Origin of the sequence: Pseudoalteromonas sp. meg-B1 (assembly GCF_003173795.1) — a bacterium.
GTDB classification, from domain to species: domain Bacteria; phylum Pseudomonadota; class Gammaproteobacteria; order Enterobacterales; family Alteromonadaceae; genus Pseudoalteromonas; species Pseudoalteromonas undina.
This window is the reverse complement of record NZ_QGQU01000003.1, coordinates 30,917-48,426: the sequence shown is the minus strand read 5'-3', so window position 1 is coordinate 48,426 and position 17,510 is coordinate 30,917. Positions and strand designations below refer to the sequence as shown.

Below are 17,510 nucleotides of genomic sequence, written 5' to 3'. Positions count from 1 at the left end.
TTTTACTAAACGCAATAAAATAGAGGTAACAATCTGATAATTAAAAAATAATTAGAGATTATACTATGGCACATATCACACAGCCACTACCGGCAGCAGAAAACAGCCAAAAACCAGGGGCTACACACACCTTTGCGTTAACATCGCTTACGACCTTGTTTTTTATGTGGGGTTTTCTAACTTGCCTAAACGATATTTTAATTCCGTATTTAAAGGGAATGTTCTCCCTTAATTACACCCAAGCAATGTTGGTACAATTTTGTTTTTTTGGTGCCTACTTTGTTATGTCAATTCCTGCAGGGAAGCTGGTCAGTAAAATAGGTTACCAATTTGGTATTGTTGTTGGTTTGGTTGTTGCTGCGATAGGGTGTGCACTATTTTACCCCGCTGCAGAGGCACATGTTTACGAGCTATTTTTACTTGCTTTGTTTGTACTTGCTTCAGGGATCACTATTTTACAAGTCTCTGCCAACCCTTATGTAAGCGTATTAGGGCCTGCAAAAACAGCGTCTTCGCGCTTAACTATGACTCAAGCTTTTAACTCTTTAGGTACAACTGTTGCGCCATTGTTTGGTAGTTGGTTAATTTTGTCAGAAATTAGTCAAGCTACAGCAGAACAAGTTAAGTTTCCTTATTTAATGCTCAGTGCAAGTTTATTAACATTGGCGATTATTTTTGCTTTTTTAAAGTTACCTAAATTAGGTAAAGCGATTGACAGTGAAGCAGAAAACCAAGGTGACACTGAGTTTGTTGATTTAGGCAGTGTATGGAAATATCGTCACCTTATTTTAGGCGCGATTGGTATTTTTGTTTACGTAGGGGCTGAAGTGGCCATAGGTAGTTTTTTAGTTGGCTTTTTAACCCTTGATCATATTGCAGGCTTACCAGAGCAACAAGCAGCACATTACATTAGCTATTATTTTGCAGGTGCAATGATAGGGCGCTTTGCTGGCGCCGCGATTATGCAAAAATTAAACGCAGCCAAAGTATTAGCTTGTCACGGTATTTTAGCAGGCTTACTTGTGTTAATTGCTATGACGGGTCAAGGGTCACTGGCTATGTGGGCTATTTTATTAGTTGGATTATGTAACTCAATTATGTTTCCTACTATTTTTAGTTTAGCACTGCAGGGGCTTGGTAAATACACCTCGCAGGGTTCGGGTATTTTATGTTTAGCGATTGTTGGCGGTGCCATTATTCCGTTATTACAAGGTATGCTAGCTGATAGCATCGGTGTGCAATTAGCTCTTATTTTGCCCATTGGTTGCTATTTATATATTACTTATTTCGCGCTGTTTGGTGCAAAAAAAACAACGTCAACTCCTCTTTGAGTTTTAGGTGAATGCTATGATTATTAAACGCACTTTTTCAATCACTGCGCTGATGCTAGCAGTAATAACCAGCAGCGGTTGTTCGCAACCCTCTAACAGTGCTAGTGATACGACAAGTCCAAAAGAAATTTGGCCAACAATAGAAACAGGTATTAAAAGCGATGCTCAAATGGAGCAAAAAATCGCTGATATGCTAAAGAGCATGACGCTAGAGCAAAAAATAGCGCAAATGATCCAGCCTGAAATCCGTAATATCACGGTTGAAGATATGCGTAAGTATGGTTTTGGTTCTTACTTAAATGGCGGTGGTTCGTTTCCAAACAATAATAAGCATGCAACCCCTGAAGATTGGGTTGATTTAGCAGAAAAGATGTATCAAGCATCGATTGATGACTCCCTTGATGGCAGCACAATCCCTACAATGTGGGGCACTGATGCGGTACATGGACACAACAATGTTATTGGCGCCACCTTATTTCCGCATAATATTGGTTTAGGTGCTGCAAACAACCCTGCACTTATTGAAAAAATAGCCGCCGCTACTGCGCGAGAAGTAATGGTTACCGGTATAGATTGGGTATTTGCACCTACTGTTGCGGTGGTTCGTGATGACCGCTGGGGCCGTACTTACGAAGGGTACTCTGAGGACCCTGAAATAGTGAAAGCGTATTCCGCTTCTATCGTTAAAGGGTTGCAAGGCGCTGTTGATGAAGACTTTTTGTCGGATACGCGAGTAGTTAGCACCGTTAAGCACTTTTTAGGTGATGGTGGTACTGTCAATGGCGACGATCAAGGTAATAATATCGCCTCTGAAGAAGAGTTATTTGCGCTTCATGCACAAGGTTATGTAGGTGGTTTGAGTGCAGGTGCGCAAACGGTTATGGCTTCGTTTAACAGCTGGCATGGCGATAAAATACACGGTAACAAATACTTATTAACCGATGTACTAAAAGAAAAAATGGGTTTTGATGGCTTTGTTGTTGGCGATTGGAATGGCCATGGACAAGTTAAAGGCTGTTCAAATAGTAACTGTGCTCAAGCTGCTAATGCAGGCTTAGACGTGTACATGGCGCCAGATGAGTGGAAACCACTATTTAGCAACTTGGTTAACCAAGCTAATAGCGGTGAAATTCCACTAAGCAGAATTAACGATGCGGTAACGCGTATCCTACGCGTTAAAATGCGCGCAGGATTATTTGATAAACCAAGCCCCGCGAAGCGTCCTCTTTCTGGAAAAACTGAAATTATTGGTAGTAGCGATCACCGTGCAGTGGCTAAACAAGCTGTACGCGAATCTTTGGTATTACTTAAAAATAAGCAGCAGTTACTGCCATTATCACCTAAGACCAACGTATTAGTCGCAGGCATAGGGGCTGATAACATCGGCATGCAGTCGGGTGGTTGGAGCGTTACGTGGCAAGGAACAGGCAATACCAACAGTGACTTCCCTGGCGGCAGCTCTATTTACGCAGGTATTAAAGATACTGTAGAGCAAGCTGGTGGCAGTGCAATGCTGAGTGTTGAAGGGGAATACAAAGCACGCCCAGATGTAGCCATTGTGGTGTTTGGTGAGCAACCATATGCAGAGGGTAATGGTGATGTTGATAACCTAGAATACCAGCGCGGTAATAAAAGCGACTTAGCGCTACTGAGAAAGTTTAAAGATGCAGGAATCCCTGTTGTATCATTATTTATTAGCGGTCGCCCAATGTGGGTTAATGCTGAGCTAAATGCCAGTGATGCGTTTGTTGCTATTTGGCTTCCAGGCAGTGAAGGTGATGCAATTAGTGATGTATTGTTTAAAAATGCAGACGGTTCAATTAACCACGACTTTAAAGGAAAGTTATCGTTTTCATGGCCGAATAACCCAATCGACAATGAAAACCGCAACGACGAAGTTTATAGCCCATTACTTCCTTATGGTTTTGGCTTAACCTACGGTGATAGCAACGTACTTAAAGATGACTTGGTAGAGCAAACTCAACAGACTGAACAATTGGACGACTTAGTGTTGTTTGAACGTGCTATAAAAGCACCATGGTCGTTGGTATTAAAAAGTGGCGGGCAACAAAAAACGGTGGCGAGCAGTCGCGAGTCATTAGGTGCGGTGAGCATCCAAACATTTGATAAAGAGGTGCAAGAAGATGCACGCGCTATTCGTTTTAATGGCCAAGCGATGGCTGGGGTTAATTTAGCCGCGGCATTCCCATCTGACTTACGCTCATACGTTGAAAACAATGGCCAATTGCAAATGCAAATTAAAGTAGATAAAGCGGCATCAAGCCCGCTGTGGATTGCTATGGGCTGTGGCGAAAGTTGTCAGGGTAAGTTTGATATTACCGATAACCTTGAGCAATCAGGTCAATGGCAAACATTAAACATCAACTTAAGTTGTTTTGCAGAGCAGGGTGTTGATTTAGCACAAGTGTTCATCCCTTGGCAGTTAAGTACGCAAGGTGATTGGCATGTATCTATAGCTAAGCTGGCTATTACAGCGAATACTGCCGAGCAAAGTAGTGTTACTTGTAAGTAGTCAATAATCTATTAATAATCCATCAATAAGCAGGTACTAAATGTACCTGCTTATTGCTTTAAAACCGCGTATACAAAAACCTACCAAATTAGTCCCTCCTTACTTTTATTCCATTCTATGTGATTGATTATATTCAGCTCAGTAATAGTCACAAAAACATGATAAAACTGCATTCGCTTTTGCATTAATAATTTGAGAGTATGCCAAAATATTAAATGCATTATGTAATTAACAGGTGAGAGAATGAATCAAATAAAGCTGGCTTCGCAGAGCATACAACCTTCAAAAATAGTCTGTGTGGGGCGCAATTACAGTGCGCATATTGCTGAATTAAACAACGAACACCCTGAGCAAATGGTAATTTTTAATAAGCCTAATAGCGCGATCACTAATACCTTACTCTCTTCCCATAACGGTGATACGTTACATTATGAAACTGAATTATGCTTTGTGATAAAAAATAAGCAGCTTGCAGGCGTAGGGATTGGACTCGATTTGACTAAGCGAGCTTTGCAAAGCAGTTTAAAAGAAAAGGGCTTGCCGTGGGAGCGTGCTAAAGCATTCGATGGCTCAGCATTATTTAGTGATTTTATTGAGTTAACGCCAGAAATGACATCGTTTATGTTTGAATTACATATTGATGGTAAAGTAATTCAGCACGGGGAAACCCAGCTAATGTTGCACCAACCTGCGCAAATTCTGGCAGAGGTAAATGAGTTTATGGGTTTAGAAGAGGGCGATATTATTATGACCGGCACGCCTGCTGGCGTAGGGATGGTAAGCGCCGGGCGAGAGTTTAAAGTTGCTCTTTATTCTGACTCTGGTCAGCAGTGTTTATTGGAGCATCATTGGTCTGTGAATCAAAGTTAAGCACATATTGATTATAGGCTTTATTAAAGTCACTAAAGTGTTCATTTAACCAGTATTGTTGATTATTTTTGTATTGCTCTGAGGTTAAAATATTATTTTTTAGTGCGTGATTAATTTTTTTTATTGCCATAGATGCAAAATTATTTGGGGCATTGGTCGCACAACCAACGGCTATTGGAACTAATTTATTTTTATTTTGGGCAATCGGTAGGTTTACAATATTTGATTGATTGCCTTTGCTAAAGTGGCTAGTAATAAATGGGTAATCAAGCGAGTAATCCAAAGAGCCGTGTTTTAAGCGCTCCATTACAACACCACTTTCATTATCACTACTCCAGCTCATAGAAACATTAGAGTGAGTTAATGAGTTTTCAATAATATTGTTAATCTGCACAGAAAAACGACGTGCATCAGCTTGACCGTAAGTGAAGTTTTTATCAGCAAGTAAACCCACTAAGTTTATAGGGTTTCCATGCTTAGAGATTAGTTCAGGTGCTTTTGCCGCGGTAGTTATGATGTTATGTGGGGGATAAACCGCTGTAGGTAATGAATATAAAAACTGTTTATTTGCACTGCGTTTGTAAATAGCGCATGGAAAACAAACGTTCCTACCCTCATCTATATATTTATTAATCCGCTTTTGCGGTAAAACTAAGCGGGTATGTTTCACCCCTTTTATGCTATGCATTAGCTGTTGTGTTAAATCATCGCATAAGCCAAGCTGTTTTGTTTCTTTGCTTAAATGAAACGGGGGGGTCTTACTTTGTAACCATAAAATTTCTTCTATTGGCTTTGCTGTTTTACTATGACTGCAAGTAGCAAAAGTTACCAAAATGCCAAGACATAAAAAACGAAGTGATTGCATTACAAATAGATCCGCCTAGAAAATTTGTTGCGTATTATACTAGTAATGCCTAAAAAATAAACATGAAGAACAGCAAAGCATCAATTTCATTGAAACGTATTTATACTTTGCTGTTTTTGATCACCTGCTAGGCTTAAAACCTCTTGCCGTGATTAAATCGCCCTATATAGAACAAACTTTAATCCCAAAAAATTAATAAGCCCTAGTATGGCATTGGGTTATTTCTGAATATGGTATCAATCGCTAGTAGTACATCGTCGCTAAGGGTTAGCTCAAATGCATCAATGTCTTCTTTTAATTGTGCCATAGTAGTGGCACCAATAATAGATGAGGTAACGCCATCCACTTGATTACACCACGCTAGCGCTAATTGTGCTGGTGTCATGTTGTGTTCATGGGCAAGTTCAACATACTCTTTGGTCGCCTTTTGTGATTGTGGCGTATCTCTAAAAATACCGTTACGCTGCATAAATGTCCAACGAGAGCCTTCAGGGCGCGCTCCATTTAGGTATTTACCCGTTAATAGTCCAGCAGCTAAAGGTGACCAAGGTAAATAAGCAATATCTTCATGCACACATTGCTCTATTAAATAAGGCCAATCTTTCGCATGCGCTAAACTAAACTCATTTTGAATAGACACCATTTTTGGTAAATTGTGCTCTTTGGCTAAATTTAAAAATTGGCTAATCCCCCACGGGGTGTCGTCAGAAAGTCCACAGTGTTTAATTTTACCCGCTTTAACACACGCATCTAAACCCTCTAAAATATCAAGCATGTCAGTGGTGTGTTGTTTTGCATCGACCTCAGTAAATTTAAGCATGCCAGGCCATTGCCTTGCAAAATGAGGAGTGCGGCGATTTGGCCAATGTAATTGGTATAAGTCAATATAGTCGGTTTGTAGGCGTTTTAGAGACTGATCAACTGCATCAATAACAGCTTGGCGAGTAATATCACCACCATCACGGATCCATGAAAGCCCATTACCGGCAATTTTAGTTGCAATAACAATGTCTTTTCGTTTCTGTGAATTACGTGCGACCCAATTCCCTATAATTTCCTCAGTTTTACCATAAGTATCGGGAGAGGGAGGAACTGCGTACATTTCTGCCGTATCAATAAAGTTAACACCACGGTCAAGAGCATAGGCTATTTGCTCATCAGCATCATGCTGGGTATTTTGTACTCCCCAGGTCATACTACCTAAACAGACCCTAGAAACACTAATATCACTACTGCCTAATTGACTATATTGCATTACTAATCCTAATTATTCGTTTTCAGAGTTTGCTTTTAAAGCCGATAACAAAGGTTCTGTGATCGTCGCTTTTTGCCCTGTTTTAAAGTCAAACATCACCACTTTTGACATGCCAGTGGTTGTTATCGCATTTTGCGCATGACTGAATACACTGTAATTCATTATAAATCTGTCTGACTTAATATCACTGATAGTAATACCTACGCTTAATGTGTCAGGAAACGTCACAGGGCGTTTGTAGCGAATATTATTTTCACTGATCACAGGGCCAGTGGCTTTAGCATTGATAGTATCAAATAAATTTAATTTATTTAAAAAGTCGATTCTGGCTATTTCAAAATAACGAAGATAAACACAGTTATTAACATGCTGTAGGGCATCCATATCGCCCCACGCTACAGTAATGTCGGTATGAATAGGGTGTTGTTGTTTAAACGTTTCCATGTATTTATAGCTCTTGGTTTTAAAGTATTTAGATTAGCAACATGGTCGGATGAGCTCAAGGGAATTATAGTTGGCAAAAATTCTAGGGCTAAAATTGTACCTCTTTGAATTCATGACTATAGTAACTATTAACACACAAGGAGATAACTATGCAGAATATAATTAATTGGTTATTGGCATGCACCGTTTTTATAGCGTCGTTTACTTGTTACGCTATGGGTAATGAGGCAGGAGCAATTATTTTGATTTTATTAGGCTTTTCTTTAGAAATTTTATTTTGGATGTATTGTTTTAATAAGCCTAAGAAAAATAGGCGCTCTTTTTAAATAACAACAAGCTTGCTAATTAGCAGCGATTCCACAATAATGGCTGTATAAATAAACAGTTGTTATTGTGTGATGAAAAAGTTTATTCATATAGATATGGACTGCTTTTATGCAGCCGTTGAAATGCGCGACAACCCCAAGCTTGCAAGTGTACCGCTGGCAATTGGCGGTAACAGTCGCCGTGGAGTGCTCTCTACCGCTAACTATCTTGCTAGAGAGTATGGGGTGCGCTCTGCTATGTCTAACTATCATGCCAAACAGCTTTGCCCCGATTTAGTTATTGTTCCCGGAAGAATGGCTGTTTATAAACAAGTATCAACTCAAATCCGCGCTATATTTAACCGCTATACTGATCTTGTTGAGCCTCTTTCACTTGATGAAGCGTACCTAGATGTTACCGACAGTACTGCATTTAAAGGCAGTGCAACGTTAATTGCTGAGCAGATCCGCACCGATATTTTTAATACCACAGGGCTGACCGCTTCTGCGGGGATTGCGCCAATTAAATTTATAGCCAAAATTGCTAGCGATGAAAATAAACCCAATGGCCAATTTGTAGTATTGCCTGAGCAAGTTGACTCGTTTTTAGCCCAATTACCACTAGGTAAAATTCCAGGAGTGGGTAAGGTAACCTTGGAGAAGCTTAATTTAAAAGGGTTGTACACGGGCCAAGATGTTCGCGAAAAAGGGGCTAATTGGATGCAGCAACATGTGGGGAATTTTGGCGTGTCGTTATATCAAAAATGTATGGGGGAGCATATAGGGCGGGTTTCAACTGAGCGGATTCGTAAGTCATTGAGCGTGGAGCATACTTATGAATACAACAAAAATAGTCTTGATGAGTGCTTGGAGCAATTACCGCAACTGCTAGGTGAGCTCGAGGTTAGATTAAACAAACAGCAGCTACAAAATAAAATTAACAAGTTAAGTGTTAAAGTTAAATTTGCTAATTTTGTTGTGACCTCAGCAGATCAAGCGAATCATCAATTAAACACGGCTATTTTTAAAGAGTTACTCGCCAAAGCCTATCAACGCGGATTACAACAACCTGTGCGTTTATTAGGAATAGGTGTTGGCATTAAAAACCAACCAGAGCATAATTTACAGCTGAGTATTTTAGACGTGTAAAAGCTGTAACTCTAGGTTGCCAGTAAGTATGCAGATTACCGCAGTTTACTGGTTATAAATTGCTAAATAAATAATAATAGGGGCTACGTTTTCTAACAGGATCTTTTTTATGGCATATCCAAAAGCAGTGCTGGCTCAGCCAGTTAGTGCAAGCCTAGATTGTGCATCACACGATGCACTAATTATTATCAGCGATGACTTTTCTCACATACCAAATACGCCTCTGCGCGATGCAATTTTAAATCAAGCTCAAGTAGACTCTCGCATAGGTAATCAAGTTACCTTGCTAGTAATTGCCGGTAAACGTGTTGTGATAGCCCCTACAGGCCCTTTAAATAGAGATTATGATGATGTACGTCGCTATTTTGATGCGGCTAAATTAGCCATTAACGAGGCTAAAGCGTCAGGCAGTGTTAACCCCGCTATTTACTTACCTGCTTTAAATACCGACAGCCGTTACCAACACGCGCTGGAAGTGGCCTATTTAGGCGCATGCCAAGCATTATGGCAGCCTCTTGAAGCACGTGAATTTCATGGTCATGGTATTGAGCCAATTACTCAAATCGGTTTAATTGATGCCAATGAGCAAACGATTAAAGCAGTCAATGCATTAGCAGCTGGACAATATGCTGCACGTGATTTATGTGGTACCGAGCCTGAACGTATGGCACCACCACGCTTTGCTGATTACTGTAGCGAACTATTTAATAATAGCGCAGTGAGCGTTGATGTGATTGATGACTTGGCTGCCATTGATAAACACTATCCGATGCTAAGTACTGTTGCTCGTGCATCTTATGCAGTAGAGCGTCATCATCCACGCGTTGTTAAACTTGAATATGTACCAGAGGGTGAAGTAACGCGCACACTGATGTTTGTTGGTAAAGGCTTAGTTTATGACACAGGCGGTGCAGATTTAAAAGTAGGCGGCTACATGGCAGGTATGAGTCGAGATAAAGGTGGTGCGGCTTCTGTGGCTGGATTTATGAAAGCAGTTGCTGATTACCAGCCTAAAGGCGTTAAAGTGATTGCCTTTTTAGCAGTGGTACGTAACTCAATTGGTTCAGATTGTTTTGTTCCTGATGAAATTATTACTAGCCGTGAAGGTGTGCGAGTGCGCATTGGTAATACTGATGCCGAAGGGCGTCTAGCGATGGGTGATTTACTTAGTGAAATGAAAGATTTGGCTGTAAACGAAATAAACCCAACGCTGTTTACTGTGGCTACTTTAACAGGGCATGCTGCACGTGCGATGGGACCATATGGTGCTTATGTAGAAAATGGGCCAGCACGTAGTGCTAATATTTCACGTCAATTAGCTGATTGTGGTGATTTATGGGCTGACGGTGCTGAAGTATCACGTTCACGTCGTGAAGATTATGACTTTATAAAACCACGTACTTTAGCCGATGATGTGCTTTCTAGTAATAATGCGGCTTCTGCCGTCACAGCGCGCGGTCATCAATTCCCTATGGCATTTTTAGCTGTTGTAGGCGGGTTAGATAAGCATGGTAATGAGTCTACTTTACCACTCCCTTATGTGCATATGGATATTGCCGGTAGTGGCGTTGAAGGCGGCGATTGGCAACATGGTAAACCAACTGCGGCGTCAGTAAGCAGTTTATTTGCCCGCTACTGTTTATAATTCTCTATAAATGATCTTAAAAAGCCCTGAAAATCAGGGCTTTTTTAATTGAGTTAACTAAGCTTAAAGCGCGATACCACGCTAGATAATTCAACACTGCTTTGTTTGAGTTTGTCGCTGGCAAGGGTTAAATCCTTAGTATTACCTAATGATTGCTCCGTTGATTGCGAAAGATCGTTAATTCTTAAGTTCACTTCATCTGCGGCCGATGTTTGCTGCTCTGTTGCTCTTGCAATTTGGCCGTTCATATCGGTGATCACCGATACTAACCTGTCTATTTCATCCAGTGATGTATTTGCTGAAGAGGCTTGTTCAACCGTAGAAATAGAAATTTCTTGGCTAGATTTTACCGCCTCAACTGCGGCTTTAGCGCCTTCTTGCAGTTTAGCTATCATGGCTTGAATTTCATCAGTGCTTTTACCCGTTCGACTTGCTAAGGTTCTTACTTCATCGGCTACGACGGCAAAGCCTCTACCATGTTCACCTGCCCGTGCAGCCTCAATGGCTGCATTGAGTGCCAACAGGTTAGTTTGCTCTGCAATACTTCTTATTACATCAAGCACCGAACCAATATTATTACTCTCTTGAGCAAGATCAGCGGTTACTTTGCTTACGGTTTCTATATTACTCGAGAGGGTTTCAATGGCGGTAATCGTTTTAGATACTACATTTTTGCCCGTTGATGCATTACTGGCAGTATCATTTGCGGCTTGTTCAGCGGCTTCGGCATTACGGCTAACATCATGAATTTGATGAGTCATTTCCTCCATTGCAGCGGCTACTTGGGTGCTACTGTCGTTTTGAAGCTCAATAAACGACTGGCTGGTTTTGCTAGAATCATCTACAGCATGGGCATGCTCGTTTACATCGTTTGCGCTTTTGGCAACTAGTACTAAAGACTCTCTAATTTTAGAGACAAATAAATTAAATGACCGCGAAAGTTGAGATATTTCATCATTACCATTTTCGTTGAGAGTACGAGTTAAATCCCCCTCACCTTGAGAGATATCTTTCATCATCTGCGCTGCTAAACGAGTCGGCGTTAAAATGCTTCGGCCAATAAAGTAGCTAAATAACACCACCACAATAATCATAATAACAACGTTGATAATGATGATAGTGCGCTGCTGCGAAAAGGCACTGTCTATGGTATCAAGATAAACTCCCGAGCCGATTATCCATTGCCACTGATCAAAACCTTTAACAAACGCAATTTTATCTACGGGGTTGTCATTACCGGGCTTTGGCCATTTATAAGGCACATAACCTTCGCCGGATTGTTTTACAACGCTAACCATCTCAACAAATAACGGGGTGCCATCAGGGTCTTTATTATTAGTTAAATCTTTTCCCTCAAGAGCTGGTTTTATTGGGTGCATTACCATCGCCGGCTGGTAATTATTGATCCAAAAATAGTTAGTGTCATCATAGCGCAATGAGCGGATTGAGGCGATTGCTTGAGACTGTGCTTGTTGGCGAGTAAGAGTTTGGTTTTGTTCAAGGGCTGCATAGTGCTTAATAGTACTATATGCAGTTTCTACCACATTTTTAGTTTTAAGGTATTGCTCGTTTTTGAGCGCTTGGTATTGGTTACTCAAGCTCGAAATACTCAATACAATTAAACCAAATATTACAATCCCTACTAAAATGGCTAGACGTTGAAATATAGTAAAACGACGGAGATTTAGCATAAACATGTTCCTGTATAAGAGCATTACTTCTCTTTAATAAGCATAGTTAAAATATAGGCTAATAGAGCTTTATTTTCATAATATTGAATTTTTATATTTAGTTGTTAGCGGTTAATTTAAATACAATACAAGTTGCGCGCTCAGGCTTAGATTTTTAGTTACTCTATGCTCAAATTGATTTAATTATTGTTTGTTGACGTTTCAATATATCTTATTTGCATAAAAAAAGGCTGATACTTGTATCAGCCTTTAGTCGAATAATTAACCTAACGTTAGTTAATTTGTATTAAAATTACGGTTAAAGAAGTTAGTAATAGTTTGATGTAAATGAGTTTGAACTTGTTTACCGCGAAGACTATGTTTTGAGCCTGGGTAAGTCATCATTTCAAACTGTTGATTGTTATCTTGCAGCTGTTTAAACAATTTTGTTGCATGGGTAAACAACACGTTGTCATCGGCCATACCATGGTAAATCATTAATGGGCCTTTAAGGCCTTCAGCATATGGGAAAACAGCACTGTCGGTATAACCTTGCGCATTTGTATCAGGGTGACCCAAGTAACGCTCGGTGTAGTGAGTATCGTATAAGGCCCAGTCAGTTACAGGTGCGCCTGAAACACCAGCACTAAAGTAATCGCCTGCTTTAAACATGGTCATTAGCGCCATATAACCACCGTAGCTGTGACCATAAATACCAATGCGTGCAGGGTCTACGTAATCAAGTGTACGTAAAAACTCAACGCCTTTAATCTGATCAGCTACTTCAACAACACCTAAATTTTTATATATTGCATCTTCAAACTTTTTACCACGATTATAAGAGCCGCGGTTATCTAGTTGAAAGATAACATAACCTTGTTGCGCCATATATTGAAAGTATAAGTTTTTACTACGCCAGCTATTAGTTACTCGCTGAGCATGAGGGCCGCCATACACGTTAACAATAACTGGGTGCTTTTTACCCTTAGCCATGTTTGTAGGTTTAAATAAACGGTAATGCATAACTTGGCCGTCTTCAGCGGTAATAGTACCGTACTCAGGCTTTGCTAAATCGGTTAAAAAGGGAGTTAGTGGGTGAGAGTCGTCTAGTTTATTCTCTTCAAGCCACGTAATAAACTCTCCATTGATTTTGCGCAGCGCTGCTGAATTTGGCTTATTCACCGATGAACTAGTGTCAATGAAGGTTTTGTTATCTTTTGCCAGTACAACATTGTGGTATTGGCCTTTTTCAGTTATACGCTTAATTGCTCCTTTTTTAAATAAAGGCGCACTGTATAAGTGGCTTTCAAGCGCAGTATCTTTACGCGCTGCAAAGTAAACTATACCATTTTTTTCATCTACGCCTTTTAAGCTATCAACAACCCAGTCACCAGCTGTTATTTGACGAATAAGTTGGCCATTATTACCGTACAAATAAAGGTGCTTAAATCCATCTCGCTCCGAGGCCCACACAAAATGTTTTTTATCTTTTAAAAACTCAAGATCAAAATGTAGGTTTATCCAAGTATCGCTTTTTTCAGTTAATGCGACGGTTTGCTGTTTTGTTTTACTGTTGTAAAAGCGTAATTCTAAATTGTGCTGAGAACGATTTTGCCACTGGTAAGACAGGGTGTTGCTATCGTTTAACCATTTAGCACGAGCGATATAAATATCTTTATTTTCACCTAAGTCAATCCAGTCAATCACTTGGTCATTAAGCTTTACAACGCCAAGTTGAATGTCAACATTGTTAGTGCCAGTAAATGGGTAACGCTGATTAAATAGCTTTACTTCATCAGCATAAATTTCGTTACGAATCGCTTCTTGAACAGGGCTTTCATCAACGCGAGTAAAGGCGATTTTAGATTCATCATTTGCCCACCAATAACCGGTCATGCGGCTCATTTCTTCTTGCGCCACAAATTCGGCCATACCGTTTTTAATAACGCCACCGCCATCTTTACTTAATTGAATTTCTTTACCAGATGCCAGTTCTAATGCGAAGAGGTTTTGCTCACGAACAAACGACACAAAATTACCTTTTGGAGAAAAGCGCGCATCGGTTTCAAATGCTTCAGTGTTAGTCAGCTTTTTACTATTTTTTGTTTTTAAGTCGAAGTAATAAAGGTCGCCATTAAGAGGGAATAATAACGCTTTACCATCTTTTGACCATTTGTATTCAAGAATACCTTTACCAAAAATACGCTGGCGTTCACGGCGTGCTTTTTCTTCATCTGACAGGTTTTCTGGGCCTGAAAATAATTGCGCTGAATCAACGAGCAATCGATTGGTGTTATCTTTTAAATTATATTCCCATAAATCATAGCGGTTATAGTCATCTGCTTTACCTTGTAAGTAGGTAACACGGCTACCATCGGGAGAAAACTTAAGTTGTACCGGAGATTTGCCAGCTAAGCTTGGATCATCAAATATACGCTCAAGCGTTAACGGCTTTGCTTGAACGCTTAATGCGCCCGCCATCAGGGGGATTGCCAGTGAGAGGTGTTTTAGTTTTTTTAACACAGGATTGCCTTTACTTACATAAAATTATCCCCGATGGTAAAGCACAAGCGTGTGCAACTGCAACTAAATGCTATAAAGTGTGAAGTAAAATAACCTAAGGATTTAACATGCGCGAAACATCATTTACCTTAGCCCCAGAGCTGACAAGAGATTGTATTGAACTGGCCGATTGGCCTCTTTGTAAGGTATTACTACTAAATGACAGCCAATACCCATGGTTTATATTAGTTCCTAGAATAGCGGGTTTAAAAGAGATAATAGATTTAACCGAGCAGCAACAAATTACTTATTTACAGGAGTCGGCTAAGCTCAGTCATTTATTAATTGAGGTGTTTAATCCTGATAAGTTAAATGTGGCCGCGCTTGGCAATATGGTACCGCAATTACATATTCATCATATAGCGCGTTTTAAAACAGATATTGCATGGCCTGCGCCGGTATGGGGCAAGTTCCCAAGTGTCCCTTATACTAATGAGCAGATAGAGCAATTAAAAACGCATTTTTAAAATCAGAATGGGTTACTTTGAGGAGATAGTATGAAATTAATAAAACAACTCTGCACTAGTGTATTTATAGCAGCCATTGCTGTTTCAACAGTAATAGCGAGCGAGCAGCCGGTAGCTACGGATGTGGTAAATAACGTTAGCATTAAAAACTTTGCAGCACATAACAACCTGGTTTTTTCAGCAGCGCAACCGACTAAAGAGCAGTTTAAGCAATTATCGCAAGCCAAGGTAAAGCATGTTATTAATTTACGTGCAGCAGATGAGCAAGACTGGGATGAAGGCGCGTTAGTCAACTCTTTAGGAATGAGCTACCACGCAATTGAGATTGCGGGTGCAAAAGACGTAAACACTGATAATGCAAAGCAGTTAGCCAATCTTTTAGAGCAACTTAAAGGTGAGTCGGTGGTTGTTCATTGTGCAAGTAGCAACCGTGTTGGCGCGTTAATGGCTATTTCAGCCCACCAGCAAGGTACAGATATAGAGTCTGCGATTGAAATCGGTAAGCAGTGGGGAATGGCAAGCCTTGAGCCGGTTGTACGCAAAGTGGTGAATGACAAATAAGCATACTGATAAGTAATAAAAAAGCGTTACAATGTAACGCTTTTTTATTTAATTAGCTTTTGTTAATCAAGGCCAAGCACATCTTTACCTTGTTTAAAGGTCACATCTACAGGGATGTTCGCTTTGCTTAACTTTTCTAAGTCTTTAGCAAGTTCCGCTTTAATATCGCCATGAGTGGCAATGAGTTGATCTACTTTTTCGTAATCACCGTCACCTTGTAGAGTTAAAATAAGGCGCGATAATTTTGCCATGGCATCACCCATTTTATCCATGTTGATGCTGTATAGCCCATCTTCATTTTTGGAAAAAGCACCTTCTTGAGCAAAAAAGTTAAAGCGGATCATGTTTGCTTTACCATGTGCACTTGAGGCACCGAAACGTACTGAGCGGAAAATACCCGCCATAAAGGTGGTGTAGTAATCTTCTAAAGTCCCTTCAGTGATCTCACCTTTTTTAAGTAACTGTTCAACCATGTATAAACCAAGAATATCGGCTTTACCTTCTTCTAAAGCACTAGCGTGTTCTTGAAGTGATTGGCGAACGGTACCTTTACCCGTTAAGGTGTTTTTAATCCCTAAACCGTGAGCCACTTCATGGAACATGGTATTGGCAAAAAATGCATCAAAGGTAATGTGTTTGCGTTGCTCTGGCACAATTAACTGCTCTGAGATAGGCACTAAAATTTTATCAAACTTCGCACGCATTGCGTTTTTAAGCTGTAAACGACGTGTGCCTTTTTCTAATTGCACCTGCTCATCATTGGGCAAATTAATAGCAATGGTTTTACTGCCAGCATTTGAGTGCCCAGCATAATAAACAACATCATAGGCATTTAAGTCAGCATCTGATCCTGGTACTTCTTGCTTGTACTTGCTATCAACAGGTAAGCCTTTTTGCAGCTCAGGTAAAAAGGCAGCAAATTTAGCCAGACGTTCGCTCCATTTTAAATCTTTAATTAGTACATACGATTCATAGGCAGCACGATAACCAAATAATTGGTCTTCGTAGTTTTCAATTGGGCCAATAACCACATCAATTGGATTATTTTTCATATCCATCCAAGCGAAGTCAGAGGCTTGGAAGTCATCGCTTTGTATTGCGTCAGCTCGTAAGTTTAGGTAGTTGGCGAATTCTTTGTCGTCGGCTAGCTTGCTGGCTTCTCTAAGTAACTCAGCAGCTTGAGCAAGCTCTACGGCATATTCTTCTGAATAAGGAGTGCTGTATAAGTTGCCTAGTTCATCACGTTTAATCAGTGAGTAAAGCCCTGTTTTATCTTTTACATCAGCGTTATTAAGCTCTTCTTTGGTGATGTCGGCTGGGTAAAAGCCTGCACCAAGCGGCTTTTCTTTATAGCCTGATAAGAATACTTCATCGCCGTTTAAGCGATCCCATGGGCCATAGTTAATATCAGCAAACTGACGTACTTTTTCATCATCTAGTTGTGCTAAAAAGTCTTGCTTATCTTTACCAAATGCTTGCTTCCAGAATAAATCATCCATAATTTTTGAAGCATCAATAAGTTTAGCTACCATAGCTTTTTGATTGTCAGACAAGTGTGATAAGTCACTTTGTAAACTAAAGTCTGTATATATGTCTAAGCGTTGACGGTCAATATTAACAAGCGCTGGCCCAGAAGGCGTTTGAGAAGCCGTTGGCGCTGAGCTTTGCGGCGTATTACTTGAAGACGGTGCTTGCTCAGAGCAGGCACTAAGAAAAACGATGCCAGAGAGCAGTATTGCTTGGCTAATTTTATTTAAGATCATTATATTGCCTTTAAAAAGTCTATTTTATAACTTGTATACTGTAAGTTAAGGTACTGAAGCGTGTTAATGTGCCTTAGCATGTTTGCATTA

At 40.1% G+C, this 17,510-nt stretch carries 14 protein-coding genes; 8 read left to right on the top strand and 6 right to left on the bottom strand.

All coding sequences use genetic code 11. The annotated features are described in order from the left end of the window. The first annotated feature begins 65 nt into the window (after window positions 1-65). The 3 genes from DK924_RS11940 (at window position 66) to DK924_RS11930 (ending at window position 4,734) form a co-directional block, all read left to right on the top strand. Complete coding sequence (locus tag DK924_RS11940) at window positions 66-1,331, top strand: sugar MFS transporter (protein ID WP_109875283.1); 1,266 nt, start codon at window positions 66-68, stop codon at window positions 1,329-1,331. 16 nt (window positions 1,332-1,347) lie between these two features. After that, window positions 1,348-3,864 (top strand): exo 1,3/1,4-beta-D-glucan glucohydrolase, encoded by a 2,517-nt coding sequence (locus DK924_RS11935; RefSeq protein WP_109875282.1) that lies wholly within the window; start codon window positions 1,348-1,350, stop codon window positions 3,862-3,864. Between the two features lie 243 nt (window positions 3,865-4,107). Beyond that, a complete protein-coding gene (locus tag DK924_RS11930; protein ID WP_054202220.1) occupies window positions 4,108-4,734 on the top strand; it encodes a fumarylacetoacetate hydrolase family protein in 627 nt (208 codons plus the stop codon). Here the strand turns inward: DK924_RS11930 and DK924_RS11925 are convergent. From DK924_RS11925 to DK924_RS11915, 3 genes are all read right to left on the bottom strand, one after another. Further along, entirely contained in the window at window positions 4,661-5,599 is a 939-nt protein-coding gene (locus DK924_RS11925; protein WP_109875281.1) for an ABC transporter substrate-binding protein, read from the bottom strand. The genes DK924_RS11930 and DK924_RS11925 overlap by 74 nt on opposite strands. Before the next feature lie 202 nt (window positions 5,600-5,801). After that, window positions 5,802-6,854, bottom strand: coding sequence for an aldo/keto reductase (locus DK924_RS11920; protein ID WP_109875280.1), 1,053 nt, complete (start codon window positions 6,852-6,854; stop codon window positions 5,802-5,804). A gap of 12 nt (window positions 6,855-6,866) precedes the next feature. Then, entirely contained in the window at window positions 6,867-7,298 is a 432-nt protein-coding gene (locus DK924_RS11915; protein ID WP_054202217.1) for a thioesterase family protein, read from the bottom strand. Window positions 7,299-7,447: 149 nt separating this feature from the next. On the opposite strand from DK924_RS11915, the gene DK924_RS18765 reads away from it, so the two are divergent. From DK924_RS18765 to DK924_RS11905, 3 genes are all read left to right on the top strand, one after another. Continuing rightward, entirely contained in the window at window positions 7,448-7,624 is a 177-nt protein-coding gene (locus tag DK924_RS18765) for a hypothetical protein (protein WP_010390907.1), read from the top strand. 72 nt (window positions 7,625-7,696) lie between these two features. Further along, complete coding sequence (dinB, locus tag DK924_RS11910; RefSeq protein WP_010390908.1) at window positions 7,697-8,752, top strand: DNA polymerase IV; 1,056 nt, start codon at window positions 7,697-7,699, stop codon at window positions 8,750-8,752. 109 nt (window positions 8,753-8,861) lie between these two features. Next, complete coding sequence (locus tag DK924_RS11905) at window positions 8,862-10,397, top strand: leucyl aminopeptidase family protein (RefSeq protein ID WP_109875279.1); 1,536 nt, start codon at window positions 8,862-8,864, stop codon at window positions 10,395-10,397. A 53-nt stretch (window positions 10,398-10,450) separates the two neighbouring features. Here the strand turns inward: DK924_RS11905 and DK924_RS11900 are convergent, their stop codons facing one another. Next, a complete protein-coding gene (locus tag DK924_RS11900; RefSeq protein WP_109875278.1) occupies window positions 10,451-12,088 on the bottom strand; it encodes a methyl-accepting chemotaxis protein in 1,638 nt (545 codons plus the stop codon). 276 nt (window positions 12,089-12,364) lie between these two features. Then, window positions 12,365-14,590: a S9 family peptidase gene (locus DK924_RS11895; protein ID WP_109875277.1), complete on the bottom strand. Its 2,226-nt coding sequence runs from the start codon at window positions 14,588-14,590 to the stop codon at window positions 12,365-12,367. A gap of 107 nt (window positions 14,591-14,697) precedes the next feature. Between DK924_RS11895 and DK924_RS11890 the strand changes: the two genes are divergently transcribed. Beyond that, on the top strand, window positions 14,698-15,096 hold the full coding sequence (locus DK924_RS11890; protein WP_010390912.1) for an HIT domain-containing protein: 399 nt from the start codon (window positions 14,698-14,700) through the stop codon (window positions 15,094-15,096). Window positions 15,097-15,126: 30 nt separating this feature from the next. Then, window positions 15,127-15,657 carry a hypothetical protein gene (locus tag DK924_RS11885; RefSeq protein WP_010390914.1) on the top strand — a complete coding sequence of 177 codons (531 nt, stop codon included), beginning with the start codon at window positions 15,127-15,129 and terminating at the stop codon, window positions 15,655-15,657. A 62-nt stretch (window positions 15,658-15,719) separates the two neighbouring features. Here the strand turns inward: DK924_RS11885 and DK924_RS11880 are convergent, their stop codons facing one another. Continuing rightward, entirely contained in the window at window positions 15,720-17,420 is a 1,701-nt protein-coding gene (locus DK924_RS11880; RefSeq protein WP_055012822.1) for a Zn-dependent hydrolase, read from the bottom strand. Between the last annotated feature and the right edge of the window lie 90 nt (window positions 17,421-17,510).

Bases quoted from the DNA above. Each gene is read 5' to 3' on its own strand.
- DK924_RS11940 (WP_109875283.1), top strand. From the start codon at position 66: ATGGCACATATCACACAGCCACTACCGGCAGCAGAAAACAGCCAAAAA.
- DK924_RS11900 (WP_109875278.1), bottom strand. From the start codon at position 12,088: ATGCTAAATCTCCGTCGTTTTACTATATTTCAACGTCTAGCCATTTTA.
- dinB (WP_010390908.1), top strand. From the start codon at position 7,697: ATGAAAAAGTTTATTCATATAGATATGGACTGCTTTTATGCAGCCGTT.
- DK924_RS11905 (WP_109875279.1), top strand. From the start codon at position 8,862: ATGGCATATCCAAAAGCAGTGCTGGCTCAGCCAGTTAGTGCAAGCCTA.
- DK924_RS11890 (WP_010390912.1), top strand. From the start codon at position 14,698: ATGCGCGAAACATCATTTACCTTAGCCCCAGAGCTGACAAGAGATTGT.
- DK924_RS11920 (WP_109875280.1), bottom strand. From the start codon at position 6,854: ATGCAATATAGTCAATTAGGCAGTAGTGATATTAGTGTTTCTAGGGTC.
- DK924_RS18765 (WP_010390907.1), top strand. From the start codon at position 7,448: ATGCAGAATATAATTAATTGGTTATTGGCATGCACCGTTTTTATAGCG.
- DK924_RS11930 (WP_054202220.1), top strand. From the start codon at position 4,108: ATGAATCAAATAAAGCTGGCTTCGCAGAGCATACAACCTTCAAAAATA.
- DK924_RS11925 (WP_109875281.1), bottom strand. From the start codon at position 5,599: ATGCAATCACTTCGTTTTTTATGTCTTGGCATTTTGGTAACTTTTGCT.
- DK924_RS11885 (WP_010390914.1), top strand. From the start codon at position 15,127: ATGAAATTAATAAAACAACTCTGCACTAGTGTATTTATAGCAGCCATT.
- DK924_RS11915 (WP_054202217.1), bottom strand. From the start codon at position 7,298: ATGGAAACGTTTAAACAACAACACCCTATTCATACCGACATTACTGTA.
- DK924_RS11880 (WP_055012822.1), bottom strand. From the start codon at position 17,420: ATGATCTTAAATAAAATTAGCCAAGCAATACTGCTCTCTGGCATCGTT.
- DK924_RS11935 (WP_109875282.1), top strand. From the start codon at position 1,348: ATGATTATTAAACGCACTTTTTCAATCACTGCGCTGATGCTAGCAGTA.